Source organism: Citrobacter sp. Marseille-Q3906, assembly GCF_916618775.1.
In the GTDB taxonomy this organism is placed as follows: Bacteria; Pseudomonadota; Gammaproteobacteria; order Enterobacterales; family Enterobacteriaceae; genus Citrobacter; species Citrobacter murliniae.
Genome location: NZ_CAKAKA010000002.1, coordinates 1,723,175 through 1,740,699, shown reverse-complemented (window position 1 = coordinate 1,740,699; position 17,525 = coordinate 1,723,175). Strand labels below are relative to the sequence as shown.

Genomic DNA, 17,525 nt, shown 5'->3' with positions numbered 1-17,525 from the left:
ATGGCACAGCTATATTTTTACTATTCTGCAATGAATGCAGGTAAGTCGACTGCATTGCTGCAATCTTCGTACAATTATCAGGAACGCGGTATGCGTGCTGTTGTATATACAGCGGAAATTGATGATCGCTTTGGTGCGGGAAAAGTAAGTTCACGTATAGGACTGTCGTCACCTGCAAAATTGTTTAACCAAAATTCATCATTGTTCGAAGAGATTCGTGCGGAGAATGCGCAGCAAAGAATACATTGTGTGCTGGTGGACGAGTCTCAGTTTTTGACACGACAACAGGTTTATGAATTATCAGAGGTGGTCGATCAGCTCGATATTCCTGTTTTATGTTACGGTTTACGCACCGATTTTCGTGGTGAATTATTTGGTGGCAGCGAATACCTGCTCGCATGGTCAGATAAGCTGGTTGAATTAAAGACCATTTGCTTCTGTGGCCGCAAGGCGAGCATGGTATTACGACTTGATCAGGCTGGGCGACCTTTTAATGAGGGCGAGCAGGTCGTAATAGGCGGGAATGAGCGTTATGTATCGGTATGCCGCAAGCATTATAAAGAAGCGCAGTCTGAAGGCTCTTTAACGGCCATTCAGGAACGACACAGCCACAATTAATCCCTCAAGCGATCATAAGCGCTGATACACCCTGGGTAGGTCTATTGGTCTACCCTGACCATACTCTCTCTTCTGACGCCGTTCTCGCCTTCTATGTACGATTTTCTGTTAGTGCCATTGACCAGCAATGTCTGATGCCAGAACCGTTTGAATTTGTAAGATTCAGACGAAAAAAAACGGTCCCATCGGGACCGTTTATGGTAATGCTAAAATTTATGCGTGGGAATTAAGCGGATTTTTTCGCTTTTTTCTCAGCTTTTGGCGCAGCAGTTACTTCTGTTTTAGCGACAGTTTCACCTTCGTTGTATTCACGACCGTAGTAAGTATCCATCAGGATCTGTTTCAGTTCAGAAATCAGCGGATAACGCGGGTTAGCACCAGTACACTGGTCATCAAACGCATCTTCAGACAGTTTGTCAACGTGTGCCAGGAAGTCAGCTTCCTGAACGCCAGCTTCACGGATAGACTTAGGAATACCCAGCTCAGCTTTGATTTCTTCCAGCCATGCCAGCAGTTTCTGGATTTTTGCTGCTGTACGGTCGCCCGGAGCACTCAGACCCAGATGATCTGCGATTTCAGCGTAGCGACGACGTGCCTGAGGGCGGTCGTATTGGCTGAATGCAGTCTGCTTAGTTGGGTTGTCGTTCGCGTTATAGCGGATAACGTTGCTGATCAACAGGGCGTTCGCCAGACCGTGAGGAATGTGGAACTGAGAACCCAATTTGTGCGCCATTGAGTGACATACGCCCAGGAAGGCGTTAGCAAACGCGATACCGGCAATAGTCGCTGCACTGTGTACACGTTCACGAGCTACCGGGTTCTTAGAACCTTCATGGTAGGACGCTGGCAGGTTTTCTTTCAGCAGTTTCAGCGCTTGCAGAGCCTGGCCATCGGAGAATTCAGAAGCCAGCACGGAAACGTAAGCTTCCAGAGCGTGAGTTACAGCATCCAGACCACCGAAAGCACACAGAGACTTCGGCATATCCATCACCAGGTTGGCGTCGACAATCGCCATATCCGGGGTCAGAGCGTAATCTGCCAGCGGATATTTCTGACCGGTTGCATCGTCGGTAACAACCGCAAACGGCGTTACTTCAGAACCCGTACCGGAAGTGGTAGTGACAGCGATCATTTTCGCTTTCACACCCATTTTCGGGAACTTGTAGATACGTTTACGAATATCCATAAAGCGCAGCGCCAGTTCTTCGAAGTGGGTTTCCGGATGTTCGTACATTACCCACATGATCTTCGCGGCGTCCATCGGGGAACCACCACCCAGCGCAATGATAACGTCTGGTTTGAAGGAGTTAGCCAGCTCAGCGCCTTTGCGAACAACGGTCAGAGTCGGGTCAGCTTCAACTTCAAAGAACACTTCAGTTTCAACACCAGCAGCTTTCAGAACGGAGGTGATCTGGTCAGCGTAACCGTTGTTGAACAGGAAGCGGTCGGTCACGATCAGAGCACGTTTGTGACCATCGGTAATCACTTCATCCAGTGCGATTGGCAGTGAGCCACGACGGAAGTAGATAGATTTCGGAAGTTTGTGCCACAACATGTTTTCAGCTCGCTTAGCAACGGTTTTCTTGTTGATCAGGTGCTTAGGACCAACGTTTTCAGAGATGGAGTTACCACCCCAGGAACCACAACCCAGAGTCAGGGAAGGCGCGAGTTTAAAGTTGTACAGGTCACCGATACCACCCTGAGAAGCAGGGGTGTTAATCAGGATACGTGCGGTTTTCATCATCTGACCGAAGTGAGCAACGCGTTCTGGCTGGTTGTCCTGGTCAGTGTACAGGCACGAGGTGTGACCGATGCCGCCCATTGCAACCAATTTTTCTGCTTTCTCAACAGCGTCTTCGAAGTCTTTAGCACGGTACATTGCCAGCGTTGGTGACAGTTTCTCGTGTGCAAACGGTTCGCTTTCATCAACAACTTTAACTTCACCAATCAGAATCTTGGTGGTAGTCGGTACTGAGAAACCTGCCAGCTCAGCAATTTTGTATGCCGGTTGACCAACGATAGCAGCATTCAGCGCGCCATTTTTCAGGATAACATCCTGAACAGCTTTCAGCTCTTTGCCCTGCAGCATGTAGCCGCCGTGGCTGGCGAAACGTTCGCGAACAGCGTCATAGACAGAATCAACAACCACAACGGACTGCTCGGAAGCACAGATTACGCCGTTATCGAAGGTTTTGGACATCAGTACAGATGCAACAGCACGTTTGATATCAGCCGTTTCGTCGATAACAACAGGAGTGTTACCTGCGCCTACGCCGATTGCCGGTTTACCAGAGCTGTATGCTGCTTTAACCATGCCTGGACCACCGGTCGCAAGGATCAGGTTGATGTCCGGGTGATGCATCAGGGCGTTAGACAGTTCAACGGAAGGTTGATCGATCCAGCCGATCAGATCTTTCGGTGCACCAGCAGCGATAGCAGCCTGCAGAACAATATCAGCTGCTTTGTTGGTTGCATCTTTAGCACGTGGGTGCGGAGAAAAGATGATGGCGTTACGGGTCTTCAGGCTGATCAGCGATTTGAAGATAGCGGTAGAAGTCGGGTTAGTAGTTGGTACGATACCGCAGATAATGCCGATAGGTTCAGCAATAGTGATAGTACCGAAGGTGTGGTCTTCAGCTAAGACACCACAGGTTTTTTCATCTTTATAAGCGTTATAGATGTATTCGGAAGCAAAGTGGTTTTTAATCACTTTATCTTCGACGATACCCATGCCGGATTCGGCAACGGCCATCTTCGCGAGAGGGATTCGAGCATCTGCGGCAGCCAGAGCGGCGGCGCGGAAGATTTTGTCGACTTGTTCTTGAGTGAAACTGGCATATTCACGCTGGGCTTTTTTTACGCGCTCTACAAGTGCGTTAAGTTCAGCGACATTAGTAACAGCCATAATGCTCTCCTGATAATGTTAAACTTTTTTAGTAAATCATCTGCTCGATACGAGAGTATAGACAGATCGACGAAAATTTGTGTAACGTTTTGAAAATCAAACGGTTAATTAACGTCCATTTACATTGATTTACTAAAAGAGCTTATACGCTAGCGTCATTTAACTCTAACGCGTTACCTCCAGGTGGCGTAAGCAAGGTTACTCACTTCTGAGTAGTAATTGCGTGATCTGGATCAAAATTACGCAAAGCTGACACCTTTCAGCAGGCCCTTTTAGCGTTTATCGGTAAGTGTTAATAAATTGATGTGATGGATGAGTGTAACATTATCATATTTAATACATATTAATAACACTGAGTAATGGTAGCGTGTTTACACACATATACACAGATAGAAGGTGAACTATGCTGCTAAAAGGCGTATCTTCAGCGCGGTTTTAATCAATTTTTATGACTCATTTTTATCCGGCTAACGCTTCGGAGCTAACCGTGATCCAAACGCTATTTGATTTTCCTGTTTATTTTAAATTTTTCATTGGGTTATTTGCGTTGGTCAACCCCGTAGGGATCATCCCTGTTTTCATCAGCATGACCAGCTACCAAACCGCTGCGGCGCGTAATAAAACAAACCTCACGGCGAACCTGTCAGTTGCTATCATCCTGTGGATCTCTTTGTTCCTTGGTGACGGTATTCTGCAACTCTTCGGTATTTCGATTGATTCGTTCAGGATTGCCGGTGGGATTCTGGTTGTCACCATTGCGATGTCGATGATCAGCGGAAAACTCGGGGAAGATAAGCAAAACAAACAGGAAAAATCAGAGACCGCCATACGTGAAAGTATCGGTGTTGTCCCGCTGGCATTGCCGTTGATGGCGGGGCCGGGGGCGATAAGTTCAACCATCGTCTGGGGAACTCGTTATCACAGTGCAATAAACCTGTTCGGTTTCTTTGTAGCAATTGCGTTGTTTGCCTTGTGTTGTTGGGGACTTTTCCGCATGGCACCCTGGCTGGTTCGCCTGCTGGGGCAAACAGGTATCAACGTCATTACGCGAATTATGGGGTTATTGCTTATGGCATTGGGTATCGAATTCATTGTCACCGGGATAAAATCCATCTTCCCTGGCTTGCTTGCCTGACGAGTTTGTTTACTGCAAACGGAGCTGATTCCAGCTCCGTTTCTTTTCATTATTAGTAAAACCTCTCACTAAAGTTGAAAACCAGCACTGGAATGATTGAAGCTGCTGGTTGTGTATATTTACATTATGTATTGATTTTAAAGATAATTATTTTAAAGGCATTACGGTTGAGCTGCGGAGTCATTGTTATTTTATTAACATCATACTCTGGGGCTTGCTGTAGGATTATCGAAATGTTATTAGTTATTTCAGCATCTATTTTAGATGAATGTGCTAATTAATAACCAATTGTTAATTTTATGTACATTTTGACGTCAAGCAGAGACCGGACAGGGTTGTTTACTGCGAATTTGACATATCTAGTTGATTTTGTTGTTTTTATTATAAGCTCTCTCTTTTGTTGAGACTCTGTTTAGTACGATTTATTTTCGATAAAAGAGAATTGGTTAACAAATCTGTAAAATGTATTGGCGGTTAAGAAACGCATTTGGTACTTTCCGGCCAGGTATTTTGCAGAAGATTTCACGTTGATGAGAATAATTTTCAATTAGTTTCTCACAGCAAAGTAGTAGCGTGCTTCCGGCAGGGGAGGTACGTAGATAATCGACGCAAGGCGGTCGTACGAATCGCCAGAATAAATAAAGTCGGTGATAGCGAGCAGTAAACAATAAACCACCTGACGGCAGAAAATCTCCGGTGCTGTACAGGAATCCTAACAGGATTAACAGTCTGGTTATAAAACCAGCCATAATAATGAGGGAGTACAAACACAATGTCTAACATCACAAAAAAAAGTTTAGTAGCTGCGGGGATCCTAACTGCGCTAATAGCCGGGAATGTTGCTACGGCGGCAGTTGTGCCAGCTGGTGTTCAGCTTGCTGAAAAACAGACGCTGGTGCGTAATAATGGCTCGGAAGTTCAGTCACTCGATCCACATAAAATCGAAGGTGTACCGGAATCCAACATTAACCGTGACTTATTCGAAGGTTTATTAATCAGTGACGTTGATGGCAAACCATCACCAGGCGTGGCTGAGAAATGGGAAAATAAAGATTTTAAAGTCTGGACATTCCATCTGCGTAAAGACGCAAAATGGTCTGACGGAACACCTGTTACTGCACAAGATTTCGTCTATAGCTGGCAGCGTCTGGCCAATCCGAATACCGCATCACCGTATGCCAGTTATTTGCAGTACGGTCATATTGTCAATATTGATGATATTATCGCCGGTAAAAAGCCGGTAACAGACCTCGGTGTAAAAGCGGTTGATGACCATACCTTTGAAGTGACCCTTAGTGAACCAGTTCCTTATTTTTATAAACTGCTTGTTCACTCTTCCGTTTCACCAGTCCCTAAAGCCGTTGTTGAAAAATTTGGTGATAAATGGACCCAGCCAGCTAACATCGTTTCTAACGGGTCATACAAACTGAAAGATTGGGTAGTTAACGAACGCATTGTGCTTGAGCGTAATACCAACTACTGGGACAACGATAAAACGGTTATTAACCAGGTAACCTACCTGCCTATTTCCTCTGAAGTCACTGACGTTAACCGCTATCGCAGTGGTGAAATCGACATGACCTATAACAACATGCCGATTGAGTTATTCCAGAAGCTGAAAAAAGAGATCCCGAACGAAGTTCACGTTGATCCGTATCTGTGTACCTACTATTACGAAATTAACAACCAGAAAGCACCGTTCAATGATGTTCGTGTTCGTACCGCACTGAAGCTGGCGCTGGATCGTGACATTATCGTCAACAAAGTAAAAAACCAGGGTGATCTACCGGCTTATAGCTTTACACCGCCATATACCGATGGCGCGAAACTGGTTGAACCAGAGTGGTTCAAATGGTCACAGGAAAAACGTAACGAAGAAGCTAAAAAACTGCTGGCTGAAGCAGGCTTCACTGCTGAAAAACCACTGACCTTCGATCTGCTGTATAACACCTCTGATCTGCATAAGAAACTGGCTATCGCTGCGGCATCTATCTGGAAGAAAAATCTGGGCGCAAACGTGAAGCTGGAAAACCAGGAGTGGAAGACTTTCCTCGATACGCGTCATCAGGGCAACTATGATGTTTCGCGTGCAGGCTGGTGTGCGGATTACAACGAGCCGACCTCTTTCCTGAATATGGTGCTGTCTGACAGCTCCAACAACACCGTCCACTATAAGAGCCCTGCATTTGACAAGCTGATTGCAGATACTCTGAAAGCTACGGATGAAGCGCAGCGTAGTGAGCTGTATTCGAAAGCAGAGCAGCAGCTTGATGCCGACTCTGCGATTGTACCGGTTTATTACTATGTTAACGCCCGCCTGGTGAAACCATGGGTAGGCGGATACTCCGGTAAAGACCCGATGGATAATATCCACGTTAAAGACTTGTATATTATCAAGCATTAATGGCAAGACGTGGGGCAATCTTTTTTTGCCCCACAGTGTCTTTTTTCATTGAACTATAAACACCTCTTTGCCATGACGTTTGGGTGAAAGAGGTGTAAAGGCACACGCCAGAAGGTACGGGCAATGTTGAAATTTATATTACGCCGCTGTCTGGAAGCGATTCCGACGCTGTTTATTCTTATTACGATTTCATTCTTTATGATGCGCCTTGCACCGGGAAGTCCTTTCACCGGGGAGCGCGCGCTGCCGCCAGAAGTTCTGGCGAATATTGAAGCTAAATACCATCTTAATGACCCGATCTCGACACAGTACTTCAGCTACCTGAAGCAACTGGCGCATGGTGATTTTGGACCCTCATTTAAATATAAAGACTACACGGTTAATGACCTGGTCGCTTCAAGCTTTCCGGTTTCTGCGAAGTTGGGTGCTGCCGCCTTTATTCTCGCGGTTGTTATCGGGGTGAGTGCCGGTGTGATTGCCGCATTGAAGCAAAATACCCGCTGGGATTACACGGTAATGGGGGTAGCGATGACCGGGGTGGTGATCCCCAGTTTCGTTGTTGCTCCCTTATTAGTCATGATATTTGCGATAACGCTGAAATGGTTACCCGGCGGAGGCTGGAACGGTGGGGCGCTGAAATTCATGATCCTGCCGATGGTGGCGTTATCACTCGCTTATATCGCCAGTATCGCCCGTATTACTCGCGGCTCGATGATTGAAGTGTTGCACTCTAACTTTATTCGTACTGCGCGAGCCAAAGGGCTGCCGATGCGACGCATTATTTTCCGCCACGCATTAAAACCCGCGCTGTTGCCCGTACTGTCCTATATGGGCCCGGCATTCGTCGGTATTATTACCGGTTCAATGGTTATTGAAACTATTTATGGCTTACCAGGTATTGGACAGTTGTTCGTGAATGGCGCGCTGAACCGCGATTACTCGCTGGTATTGAGTCTGACCATCCTGGTGGGGGCGCTGACCATCGTGTTTAATGCGATTGTCGATGTGCTGTATGCCGTTATCGACCCGAAAATTCGTTACTGATACTGGAGCTCGCTATGATGTTAAGTAAGAAAAACAGCGAGACACTGGAGAATTTCAGTGAAAAGCTGGAGGTCGAAGGTCGCAGCCTTTGGCAGGATGCTCGTCGACGCTTTATGCATAACCGCGCGGCGGTGGCAAGCCTGATAGTGCTGGTCATCATTGCGCTCTTTGTAACGCTGGCGCCTATGTTGTCGCAGTTTACCTACTTCGATACCGACTGGGGAATGATGTCCAGCGCGCCGGATACAGAGTCCGGACACTATTTCGGTACTGACTCCTCAGGACGCGATCTGCTGGTGCGTGTGGCGATTGGCGGGCGTATCTCGCTGATGGTTGGGATTGCTGCGGCGCTGGTGGCGGTGATTGTGGGCACATTGTACGGGTCGCTGTCGGGTTATCTGGGCGGCAAAATTGACTCTGTAATGATGCGTCTGCTGGAAATTCTCAACTCCTTCCCGTTTATGTTCTTCGTGATTTTGTTGGTCACCTTCTTTGGACAGAATATCCTGCTGATTTTTGTGGCGATTGGGATGGTATCCTGGTTGGATATGGCACGTATCGTGCGTGGCCAAACCCTGAGTCTGAAGCGCAAGGAGTTTATCGAAGCGGCGCAGGTGGGTGGGGTGTCTACCGTGCGTATCGTTATCCGTCACATTGTGCCGAACGTGTTGGGTGTGGTGGTGGTTTACGCTTCGCTACTGGTACCAAGCATGATCCTGTTTGAATCCTTCCTGAGCTTTCTCGGCTTAGGTACTCAGGAACCGTTAAGCAGTTGGGGCGCACTACTAAGCGATGGCGCTAACTCGATGGAAGTCTCTCCGTGGCTGCTGTTGTTCCCGGCAGGTTTCCTGGTGGTCACTTTGTTCTGTTTCAACTTTATTGGCGATGGCTTGCGTGATGCCCTCGATCCGAAAGACCGTTAAGGAGTGCTGCCATGAGCGTAATTGAAACCTCAACCGTGCCGCTCGCGCAACAAAAGGCTAACGCACTGCTGGACGTTAAAGACCTTCGCGTGACGTTTGAAACCCCTGATGGTGACGTAACTGCGGTAAACGATTTGAACTTCACGCTGCGTGCCGGTGAAACGCTGGGCATTGTGGGAGAGTCTGGTTCAGGGAAATCACAAACGGCGTTTGCCCTGATGGGATTGCTGGCGGCGAATGGCCGCATTGGTGGCTCTGCAACATTTAACGGGCGTGAAATTCTGAATTTACCCGAGCGCGAGCTGAACAAACTGCGTGCCGAGCAAATTTCGATGATCTTTCAGGACCCGATGACCTCTCTGAATCCGTATATGCGGGTCGGGGAGCAGTTAATGGAAGTTCTGATGCTACACAAAGGCATGAGTAAAGCGGAAGCCTTTGAAGAATCCGTCAGAATGCTGGATGCGGTAAAAATGCCGGAAGCACGCAAGCGCATGAAAATGTATCCGCATGAATTCTCCGGCGGGATGCGCCAGCGTGTGATGATTGCCATGGCGCTGCTCTGTCGGCCAAAGCTACTGATAGCTGATGAGCCGACTACTGCGCTGGATGTGACGGTTCAGGCACAAATTATGACGCTACTGAATGAGCTTAAAAGTGAATTCAATACCGCGATCATTATGATCACCCACGACCTGGGCGTGGTCGCGGGTATCTGCGACAAGGTTCTGGTGATGTATGCCGGGCGTACCATGGAATATGGCAGCGCGCGCGATGTCTTTTATAAGCCCGTTCATCCGTATTCTATCGGCTTGCTCAATGCGGTGCCGCGCCTGGATGCTGAAGGCGAAGAGATGCTGACTATCCCGGGCAATCCACCAAACCTGTTGCGTTTGCCAAAAGGGTGTCCGTTCCAGCCACGTTGTCCGCATGCTATGGAAATTTGTAGCAGTGCTCCGCCACTGGAAGAGTTTAGTCCGGGCCGTCTGCGCGCCTGCTTTAAACCGGTGGAGGAACTGGTATGACAGCGGTTACTGAACAACGTAAAGTGCTCCTCGAAATAGCCGACCTCAAAGTCCATTTCGATATCAAAGACGGTAAACAGTGGTTTTGGCAGCCATCGAAAACCCTGAAGGCAGTTGATGGCGTAACCCTGCGACTGTATGAAGGTGAAACGTTAGGCGTAGTGGGTGAGTCCGGTTGTGGTAAATCGACGTTTGCGCGGGCGATTATCGGCCTGGTGAAAGCCACCGATGGCAAGGTTGCCTGGCTGGGTAAAGATCTGCTGGGTATGAAGCCTGATGAGTGGCGGGAAGTACGCAGCGACATTCAGATGATTTTCCAGGATCCGCTGGCATCATTAAATCCGCGTATGACCATTGGCGAAATTATTGCCGAACCGCTACGAACTTATCATCCTGGTCTGCCTGGTCAGGAAGTTCGCGATCGCGTGAAGGCTATGATGATGAAGGTCGGTTTGCTGCCAAACCTGATTAACCGTTACCCGCATGAGTTTTCGGGCGGACAATGCCAGCGTATCGGTATTGCTCGTGCACTTATCCTTGAGCCGAAGCTGATTATTTGCGATGAACCGGTTTCCGCGTTGGACGTGTCAATTCAGGCGCAGGTGGTAAACCTGCTGCAACAGCTACAGCGTGAAATGGGATTGTCGTTAATCTTTATTGCCCACGATTTGGCAGTGGTTAAACACATTTCCGATCGCGTGCTGGTGATGTATCTGGGGCATGCGGTGGAATTAGGCACTTATGATGAGGTGTACCATAATCCGCTGCATCCTTACACCAAAGCCCTGATGTCGGCGGTGCCAATTCCCGACCCTGATCTGGAAAGGAACAAGACTATCCAGTTGCTGGAAGGCGAACTGCCGTCACCGATTAATCCTCCGTCAGGTTGCGTGTTCCGCACGCGCTGCCCGATTGCCGGACCTGAATGTGCGAAAACGCGGCCGGTTCTTGAGGGGAGTTTCCGCCATGCGGTTTCCTGCCTGAAAGTAGACCCGCTATAATCGAGAGGGCTGACAAAAGTCAGCCCTTCTTTCAGGTGAGGTGAATGTGTCTGGCTTAGTGTCTTCTGTCCGGCGTGCGCTCTATCGTAAATTATTCGATTTAAACACGCGTTCAGGCCGTCGTTTTGAAGGCATGTGTGCGTTGTTTGCGTTGCTCAGCGTCATTGTTATCTTCGTTGAGTCAGGCGTTGGGACGCAATACCATTTAACTTTTGATGAATGGCGTTCTTTCGTTTGGCTGGAGATATTTATTACCCTGGTTTTCACAATCGAATACCTGCTTCGATTGTGCTGCTGGGCTAATCCGGCTAAATACGTGTTTAGCTTTTGGGGAATTATTGATCTGGCCACCATATTACCGCTGTATGTGATGTGGCTATGGCCTGAAATCAGTCTTAATTATGTTTTTGCCTGGCGAGCGATGCGTGCCATTCGTGTGCTGCGTATCCTCAAACTCCTGCGCTTTATGCCATCATTGCGCGTATTCTGGAGTGCCATCAAAAGTGCGCGTCATCAGCTGATCCTGTTCTATTCATTTATTGCCATTCTGATGATTATTTTCGGCGCGTTGATGTACCTTATTGAAGGGCCAAAATATGGCTTTACTACGCTGAATGCGTCGGTCTACTGGGCAATAGTGACGGTAACGACGGTGGGGTATGGCGACATCACTCCACATACGCCATTAGGTCGCATGGTAGCGTCGGTGCTTATTTTGATTGGTTATTCGGTGATTGCGATACCGACGGGGTTGATTACGACGCATATGAGCAGTGCGTTTCAACATCGCCAGAATCAACGTAAATGCTCTCAGTGCCAGCAGAGCCAGCACGAACACAGCGCACAATTTTGTAATCGCTGTGGAAGTAAACTGCCTGATTAAATAAAAAAAGCTGCGAGAGCAGCTTTTTTGTTTGATTATTCGCGCCAGAGAATGTGGCAGAGTTTGTGATCTTTTTCGCGGCATAACAGAACGCGCGCGAAAATATCGTTAATCTCACCATCTTCGGTATCGGCCAGACCGATCACTACTTCGGCAAAAAAGTCAGGATTCAGGTCAAAATCGACGTGCTCCTGCCAGTCTTCCGCCGGGTCAAATAATTCTGCGCCGCCACGCTCTTCAAATTGCAAATTGAACAGAATGATGTCAGCAGGATCAAGGTTGTCTGCTGCCAGTTCGAGAAAAATATCATAAGCCTGCTCAAGCGTTTCATCTTCAGTCAGGCGATTGTTCAAATCCATATCCATAATGACTACCTGTTTACCGTCTCTTGGGCACGTTTTACAGCAACGGGCTAAAGAAGTAAAACAGTCGCTCGGTGATCCGCTGCCAGAGTGGTCGTTTTACCCATAAACGCGCATCAAGCAGGCGGGAACGGGAGATGTAATCGTCCTGTACCGCTGCAAGATCGGCACCAAACCCGGCATCGTCAATCACTAACGTGATTTCAAAGTTCAGCCACAGACTACGCATATCCAGGTTCACAGTACCGACCAGACTCAACTCGCCATCGACCAGCACGCTCTTGGTGTGTAACAGGCCGCCTTCAAACTGGTAAATTTTGACGCCAGCAGCCAGCAGCTCGGTGAAAAATGCCCGGCTTGCCCAACCCACCAACATTGAGTCATTTTTGCGGGGAAGAATAATACTGACATCGACTCCACGCTGTGCCGCCGTACAGATGGCGTGCAACAGATCGTCGCTGGGGACGAAGTAGGGCGTGGTCATAATTAAATATTCGCGTGCGGAATACGCAGCGGTCAATAAAGCCTGATGAATTAAATCTTCAGGAAAACCCGGACCTGACGCAATGGTGTGAATTGTGTGCCCGCTGGCCTGCTCAAAAGGCATAATATTGACGTCAGGTGGCGGTGGTAAAATGCGCTTACCGGTCTCAATTTCCCAGTCACAGGAGTAGACGATCCCCATGGCTGTCGCTACCGGGCCTTCCATCCTCGCCATCAGATCAACCCATTGGCCGACACCTGAATCCTGTTTAAAGAAACGTGGATCCACCATGTTCATGCTGCCGGTATAAGCGATGTAATTATCGATCATGACCATTTTACGGTGCTGGCGCAGGTCCATGCGGCGCAAAAAGACACGCATTAGGTTAACTTTCAGCGCCTCGACAACTTCGATGCCGGCGTTACGCATCATGGCGGCCCACGGACTACGGAAGAAGGCCACGCTGCCTGCGGAATCCAGCATCAAACGACAGTGGATCCCCCGACGTGCTGCCGCCATTAATGATTCAGCGACCTGATCGGCCATACCGCCAGGTTGCCAGATGTAAAACACCATCTCAATATTATGCCGTGCCAGTTGTATGTCGCGGATAAGCGCCTGCATAACGTCGTCAGAACTGGTGAGAAGCTGAAGCTGATTCCCCTTAACACCTGCAATTCCCTGACGTCGTTCGCACAGCTTAAATAAAGATGCGGCGACGCTGCTGTTCTCCTGAGCAAAAATATGCTTACAAGCTTTGAGATCGTTCAGCCACTTGGCCGTTGAAGGCCACATCGCCCTGGCCCGTTCGGCGCGGCGCTTACCGAGGTGGAGTTCACCAAAGGACAAATAAGCAATGATCCCTACTAATGGCAGAATATAGATGATCAAAAGCCAGGCCATTGCTGAGGGTACTGCGCGTCGCTTCATCAGAATGCGTAATGTTACGCCAGCAATGAGTACCCAGTATCCCAGAATGACCAGCCAACTCACCACCGTGTAGAAGGTTGTCATAAATTTAAAAATCCTTTTGAAAGCGTATTGTTAAGAGTTTACGCATCAAGATTCATCTGGCAAATAAAAACACGGGAAAACCACTGGCCTGCGTTCGGTCTGGCGGTATAATGCCCACTCTGTGACTGGAAGAGTAGTTAACATGAAGCGTAGTAGAACGGAAGTAGGGCGCTGGCGGATGCAGCGTCAGGCCAGCCGCCGTAAAGCGCGTTGGCTTGAAGGACAATCGCGTCGTAATATGCGTATCCATACCATCAGAAAGTGTATTCTCAACCATCAACGTAACTCGTTACTGTTTGCGATCCACGGAATCTGATCGAAAAAGGGCACCCCAGTGGTGCCCAATGTATTTCTATCGCTTTCTTTCTAAATCAAAATACTTTTTTGTACGGCTTCACTGAAACCTGTGCATAGACCCCTGCTGCCACGTACGGGTCCGCTTCAGCCCACGCTTGTGCTGCTTCTAAAGATTCAAATTCGGCAATCACTGTTGAACCCGTAAATCCCGCAGCTCCCGGATCGTTGCTGTCAACTGCCGGCATTGGGCCTGCGGTCAGAAGACGACCTTCGTCATGGAGAAGCTGTAGACGAGCCAGATGAGCTGGACGCACGGAAAGACGTTTTTCGAGAGAGTCGGCGATATCTTGAGCATAAATAACGTACAGCACGGGAAGAGCTCCTTAATCGGTAAAAGTCGTTAATTACGTTATTGGAAAGGTCTGGTAACTGCAACGTAAAGATAACCGATTTGTTAAGACCACATTATAATGATGGTTTATTTACATGAAATTGCGTTTTAAATGCCGCTTACTTCACTGGCCTTATTGAATATGATTGCTATTTGCATTTAAAATCAGGGCCTGGTTTTTTAACTGAAACGATTATGACTTCAATGACCCTTGATTTACCTCGTCGCTTTCCCTGGCCGACGTTACTTTCCGTCGGCATTCACGGTGCTGTAGTGGCAGGTCTGCTGTATACCTCGGTACATCAGGTTATTGAACTGCCTGCGCCTGCGCAGCCAATCTCCATCACAATGGTTGCGCCCGCCGATCTCGAACCACCTCAGGTAGTTCAGCCGCCGCCGGAACCTGTCGTGGAGCCTGAACCGGAACCTGAGCCAATCCCGGAGCCACCGAAAGAGGCGCCGGTAGTGATTGAGAAACCGAAGCCTAAACCAAAACCGAAACCAAAACCGGTGAAAAAGGTACAAGAACAGCCGAAGCGTGACGTTAAACCGGCTGAACCACGTACGGCTTCGCTGTTTGAAAATACCGCGCCTGCTCGTCCGACTACCAGTACCGCGCCGGCAACCAGTAAACCTGCAGTGAGCGTACCCGCTGGTCCGCGTGCGTTGAGCCGTAATCAACCGCAGTATCCGCCGCGTGCGCAGGCCCTGCGTATTGAAGGCCGCGTAAAAGTTAAATTTGACGTCACATCAGATGGTCGGGTGGAGAATGTGGAAGTACTTTCCGCACAGCCTGCCAATATGTTTGAGCGTGAAGTGAAGAATGCGATGCGCAGATGGCGCTATGAGGCAGGAAAACCTGGATCTGGCCTGGTGGTGAACATTGTCTTCCGAATGAATGGCACCACGCAAATAGAGTAAGAAAAACAAACAAAAAAGCCTCCATTGGAGGCTTTTTTGTATTACGCCTGAACCGGTATCGGACGAGGCTTGCCGTCTTTATCAACCGCTACGTAGATAAACAGGGCTTCAGTAGCCTTATAGCGCTGACCGATAGGCTCTGACGCCACTTTCTTTACCCAGACTTCAATATTAATGCTGATCGAAGTAGTGCCGCGTTTCACGCAACGTGCATAGCAGCAGACTACATCACCCACGGCAACCGGGCGCAAAAAACTCATTCCTTCAACTCGCACCGTCACCACACGGCCATGTGCGATCTCTTTGGCCTGAATAGCGCCACCAATATCCATCTGTGACATCAGCCAGCCGCCAAAAATATCGCCGTTAGCATTTGTATCAGCAGGCATGGCCAGAGTGCGTAAAACCAGTTCACCCTGAGGGGTGTTATTCGTTGTTGTCATTGTAGAACCGACTGTAGAGAAAGATTACAGGCGCGATGCTACTATGATTTGCGGGCTGAGAACAGAGCTGATGCGGTGTGCAGAGCAGTGGAAAAGAGGGGATATGGCAATGAGGAATGCTTCCGGATGAAAATTCGCCAGATCCGCAGATCTGGCGAAAGATATTACGATTTGTCTTCCTGCGGCAGGTGGCGGTAAATATAAACTCCGCTCAGCAGCGTGAAGAACAGCGTTAGCGCGGTCAAACCAAATACTTTGAAATTGACCCAAATGTTTTGTGGTAGCCAAAATGCGATGTAGATATTTGCAAGGCCGCACAGGATGAAAAAGACGGCCCAGGCTAAGTTAAGCTTTGACCATACCGGCTGTGGCAGCGTCAACTCTTTGCCTAACATGCGCTGAATCAGCGGTTTTTTCATCACCCACTGGCTAAATAACAGCGCGCCAGCAAACAGACCATAAATCACAGTTACCTTCCATTTAATGAATTCATCGTTGTGGAAGAAAATGGTCAGGCCGCCAAATACGGCAACCAGAACAAAAGTGATTAACGCCATCTTCTCGACCTTGCGATAGCGGACCCAACTGTAAATCAAAACCACTGCGGTAGCGACAATGAGCGCTGTAGTCGCCGCATAGATGTCGTAGAGCTTATAAAAAGCGAAAAAGACAACCAGCGGTAAAAAATCAAGAAACTGCTTCATTCTTCAATTCCGTAATCAAAAAAGCACCGGCCAGGAAGGCCGGATGCGTTCAGGGTTTACTGGCGAATCAGCATATACAGGCGGAACAAATAGATCAGCAGCACGGCAGAAATCATATTGCTCAGCGTATTCGCCAGCACCGCGCCAACGTTCGGCGTTAGTACTGCAAAACTTGGCGCAAACAGCAACAGCAGCGTTTTTGCCAACAGCCAACCGATTACTGCAGGCGCTACCAGTCGCATATTAGACCATGCCAGACGCATACTGTTGCGCATGGCCGCAAAGACACCCATTTTATCCTGAACCATCATCACTGGCGCGAGGGCAAGCAGAATAGCCAGCAGAATGCCGGGGACGACAACCAGCATAATACCGACTTGCACCAGCAAGGTAGTCAGAAAAATCAGAATAAACAGCTTGGGCAATACCGGTGCACTGGCACCAATGGCGCGTAATGCGCTGACCCGATGGCCTGCTGAAATCAACTGAATCATCAGAATGACGCCGCCCGCGAGGATGGCATTACCAATAAGTCCAGAAAATGTCGATGCTGCAGACGCGCGTAACAGGATTTGCTGTTGTTCTGGCGTCATGTTTTGCACCAGATCAAACAGACCCACGCTGCTGGTTAACTGATCTCCTTCGCTGAGTTGCGCAATCTGTGCGTCGCTGGGAGAAAAGGCATGCCCTAACACCACTGTGATAAACGCACACAATAACGATACCAGCAAGATGGTAATAAATTGATTACGGAAAAAGTTTCCCGTGTCACGGTAAACGGATTTCGCCGTGATAGACATGCACTCTCCTTGAGTTTTGCAGGTGTTCATTTGCGGGCAATTGTACCCTGGATAACTCTACAGTGGCAGCATCGCAAGATGTATTGAAAAGCATATCTTTGTAAAGCTCCGGTAATTTTTGGCTATGACTTCAGCACCCTGCAACAACGTTGTGTGTTCTCTGTACAGTAC

The 17,525-nt window shown here is 48.5% G+C and carries 17 protein-coding genes and 1 pseudogene; 10 read left to right on the top strand and 8 right to left on the bottom strand.

All coding sequences use genetic code 11. The features are described 5' to 3' along the window. Complete coding sequence (gene tdk, locus LG384_RS12405) at nucleotides 1-618, top strand: thymidine kinase (RefSeq protein ID WP_225761304.1); 618 nt, start codon at nucleotides 1-3, stop codon at nucleotides 616-618. A gap of 226 nt (nucleotides 619-844) precedes the next feature. Here the strand turns inward: tdk and adhE are convergent, their stop codons facing one another. After that, nucleotides 845-3,523, bottom strand: a complete 2,679-nt coding sequence (gene adhE / locus LG384_RS12400; RefSeq protein WP_045443611.1) for a bifunctional acetaldehyde-CoA/alcohol dehydrogenase — start codon at nucleotides 3,521-3,523, stop codon at nucleotides 845-847. Nucleotides 3,524-4,010: 487 nt separating this feature from the next. On the opposite strand from adhE, the gene ychE reads away from it, so the two are divergent. From ychE to LG384_RS12365, 7 genes are all read left to right on the top strand, one after another. Continuing rightward, a complete protein-coding gene (gene ychE / locus LG384_RS12395) occupies nucleotides 4,011-4,658 on the top strand; it encodes an NAAT family transporter YchE (protein ID WP_045449650.1) in 648 nt (215 codons plus the stop codon). 772 nt (nucleotides 4,659-5,430) lie between these two features. Beyond that, the gene (oppA, locus tag LG384_RS12390; protein ID WP_048221368.1) at nucleotides 5,431-7,062 is read left to right on the top strand and encodes an oligopeptide ABC transporter substrate-binding protein OppA; all 1,632 of its coding nucleotides are present in this window, start codon (nucleotides 5,431-5,433) and stop codon (nucleotides 7,060-7,062) included. A gap of 123 nt (nucleotides 7,063-7,185) precedes the next feature. Continuing rightward, on the top strand, nucleotides 7,186-8,106 hold the full coding sequence (oppB, locus tag LG384_RS12385; RefSeq protein WP_005126405.1) for an oligopeptide ABC transporter permease OppB: 921 nt from the start codon (nucleotides 7,186-7,188) through the stop codon (nucleotides 8,104-8,106). 14 nt (nucleotides 8,107-8,120) lie between these two features. Further along, on the top strand, nucleotides 8,121-9,029 hold the full coding sequence (gene oppC / locus LG384_RS12380; protein ID WP_045443607.1) for an oligopeptide ABC transporter permease OppC: 909 nt from the start codon (nucleotides 8,121-8,123) through the stop codon (nucleotides 9,027-9,029). 11 nt (nucleotides 9,030-9,040) lie between these two features. Further along, nucleotides 9,041-10,054, top strand: coding sequence for a murein tripeptide/oligopeptide ABC transporter ATP-binding protein OppD (oppD, locus tag LG384_RS12375; protein ID WP_225760973.1), 1,014 nt, complete (start codon nucleotides 9,041-9,043; stop codon nucleotides 10,052-10,054). Then, a complete protein-coding gene (gene oppF, locus LG384_RS12370) occupies nucleotides 10,051-11,055 on the top strand; it encodes a murein tripeptide/oligopeptide ABC transporter ATP-binding protein OppF (RefSeq protein WP_045443601.1) in 1,005 nt (334 codons plus the stop codon). Before oppD ends, oppF begins: the two co-directional genes overlap by 4 nt. A 46-nt stretch (nucleotides 11,056-11,101) precedes the next feature. Beyond that, on the top strand, nucleotides 11,102-11,938 hold the full coding sequence (locus LG384_RS12365; protein ID WP_048221370.1) for an ion transporter: 837 nt from the start codon (nucleotides 11,102-11,104) through the stop codon (nucleotides 11,936-11,938). A gap of 35 nt (nucleotides 11,939-11,973) precedes the next feature. On the opposite strand, the gene LG384_RS12360 is transcribed toward LG384_RS12365, so the two are convergent. Beyond that, complete coding sequence (locus LG384_RS12360; protein WP_003020691.1) at nucleotides 11,974-12,303, bottom strand: HI1450 family dsDNA-mimic protein; 330 nt, start codon at nucleotides 12,301-12,303, stop codon at nucleotides 11,974-11,976. Between the two features lie 34 nt (nucleotides 12,304-12,337). After that, entirely contained in the window at nucleotides 12,338-13,798 is a 1,461-nt protein-coding gene (cls, locus tag LG384_RS12355; RefSeq protein WP_045443598.1) for a cardiolipin synthase, read from the bottom strand. 142 nt (nucleotides 13,799-13,940) lie between these two features. On the opposite strand from cls, the gene LG384_RS12350 reads away from it, so the two are divergent. After that, nucleotides 13,941-14,114 carry a YciY family protein gene (locus LG384_RS12350; protein ID WP_135322069.1) on the top strand — a complete coding sequence of 58 codons (174 nt, stop codon included), beginning with the start codon at nucleotides 13,941-13,943 and terminating at the stop codon, nucleotides 14,112-14,114. A gap of 55 nt (nucleotides 14,115-14,169) precedes the next feature. On the opposite strand, the gene LG384_RS12345 is transcribed toward LG384_RS12350, so the two are convergent. After that, nucleotides 14,170-14,466: a YciI family protein gene (locus LG384_RS12345; RefSeq protein ID WP_003020675.1), complete on the bottom strand. Its 297-nt coding sequence runs from the start codon at nucleotides 14,464-14,466 to the stop codon at nucleotides 14,170-14,172. A 224-nt stretch (nucleotides 14,467-14,690) separates the two neighbouring features. Here LG384_RS12345 and tonB point away from each other — a divergent pair, with 224 nt between their 5' ends. Next, the gene (tonB, locus tag LG384_RS12340) at nucleotides 14,691-15,407 is read left to right on the top strand and encodes a TonB system transport protein TonB (protein WP_045449648.1); all 717 of its coding nucleotides are present in this window, start codon (nucleotides 14,691-14,693) and stop codon (nucleotides 15,405-15,407) included. Nucleotides 15,408-15,448: 41 nt separating this feature from the next. Here tonB and yciA read toward each other — a convergent pair whose 3' ends face one another. The 4 genes and pseudogenes from yciA to LG384_RS12320 all read right to left on the bottom strand — a co-directional run. Then, nucleotides 15,449-15,850, bottom strand: a complete 402-nt coding sequence (yciA, locus tag LG384_RS12335) for an acyl-CoA thioester hydrolase YciA (protein WP_048221371.1) — start codon at nucleotides 15,848-15,850, stop codon at nucleotides 15,449-15,451. Between the two features lie 164 nt (nucleotides 15,851-16,014). Further along, a complete protein-coding gene (locus LG384_RS12330) occupies nucleotides 16,015-16,554 on the bottom strand; it encodes a septation protein A (protein WP_045443592.1) in 540 nt (179 codons plus the stop codon). A 56-nt stretch (nucleotides 16,555-16,610) separates the two neighbouring features. Continuing rightward, complete coding sequence (locus LG384_RS12325) at nucleotides 16,611-17,354, bottom strand: YciC family protein (RefSeq protein ID WP_045443590.1); 744 nt, start codon at nucleotides 17,352-17,354, stop codon at nucleotides 16,611-16,613. A 28-nt stretch (nucleotides 17,355-17,382) separates the two neighbouring features. Beyond that, nucleotides 17,383-17,469, bottom strand: a pseudogene (locus LG384_RS12320) (YkgJ family cysteine cluster protein); the annotation flags it as partial. Between the last annotated feature and the right edge of the window lie 56 nt (nucleotides 17,470-17,525).

Excerpts from the sequence above, each read along its gene's own strand:
- oppB (WP_005126405.1), top strand. The coding sequence starts at position 7,186 with ATGTTGAAATTTATATTACGCCGCTGTCTGGAAGCGATTCCGACGCTG.
- tonB (WP_045449648.1), top strand. The coding sequence starts at position 14,691 with ATGACCCTTGATTTACCTCGTCGCTTTCCCTGGCCGACGTTACTTTCC.
- oppD (WP_225760973.1), top strand. The coding sequence starts at position 9,041 with ATGAGCGTAATTGAAACCTCAACCGTGCCGCTCGCGCAACAAAAGGCT.
- LG384_RS12330 (WP_045443592.1), bottom strand. The coding sequence starts at position 16,554 with ATGAAGCAGTTTCTTGATTTTTTACCGCTGGTTGTCTTTTTCGCTTTT.
- oppF (WP_045443601.1), top strand. The coding sequence starts at position 10,051 with ATGACAGCGGTTACTGAACAACGTAAAGTGCTCCTCGAAATAGCCGAC.
- LG384_RS12350 (WP_135322069.1), top strand. The coding sequence starts at position 13,941 with ATGAAGCGTAGTAGAACGGAAGTAGGGCGCTGGCGGATGCAGCGTCAG.
- tdk (WP_225761304.1), top strand. The coding sequence starts at position 1 with ATGGCACAGCTATATTTTTACTATTCTGCAATGAATGCAGGTAAGTCG.
- cls (WP_045443598.1), bottom strand. The coding sequence starts at position 13,798 with ATGACAACCTTCTACACGGTGGTGAGTTGGCTGGTCATTCTGGGATAC.
- yciA (WP_048221371.1), bottom strand. The coding sequence starts at position 15,850 with ATGACAACAACGAATAACACCCCTCAGGGTGAACTGGTTTTACGCACT.
- LG384_RS12325 (WP_045443590.1), bottom strand. The coding sequence starts at position 17,354 with ATGTCTATCACGGCGAAATCCGTTTACCGTGACACGGGAAACTTTTTC.
- LG384_RS12360 (WP_003020691.1), bottom strand. The coding sequence starts at position 12,303 with ATGGATATGGATTTGAACAATCGCCTGACTGAAGATGAAACGCTTGAG.
- oppC (WP_045443607.1), top strand. The coding sequence starts at position 8,121 with ATGATGTTAAGTAAGAAAAACAGCGAGACACTGGAGAATTTCAGTGAA.
- adhE (WP_045443611.1), bottom strand. The coding sequence starts at position 3,523 with ATGGCTGTTACTAATGTCGCTGAACTTAACGCACTTGTAGAGCGCGTA.
- oppA (WP_048221368.1), top strand. The coding sequence starts at position 5,431 with ATGTCTAACATCACAAAAAAAAGTTTAGTAGCTGCGGGGATCCTAACT.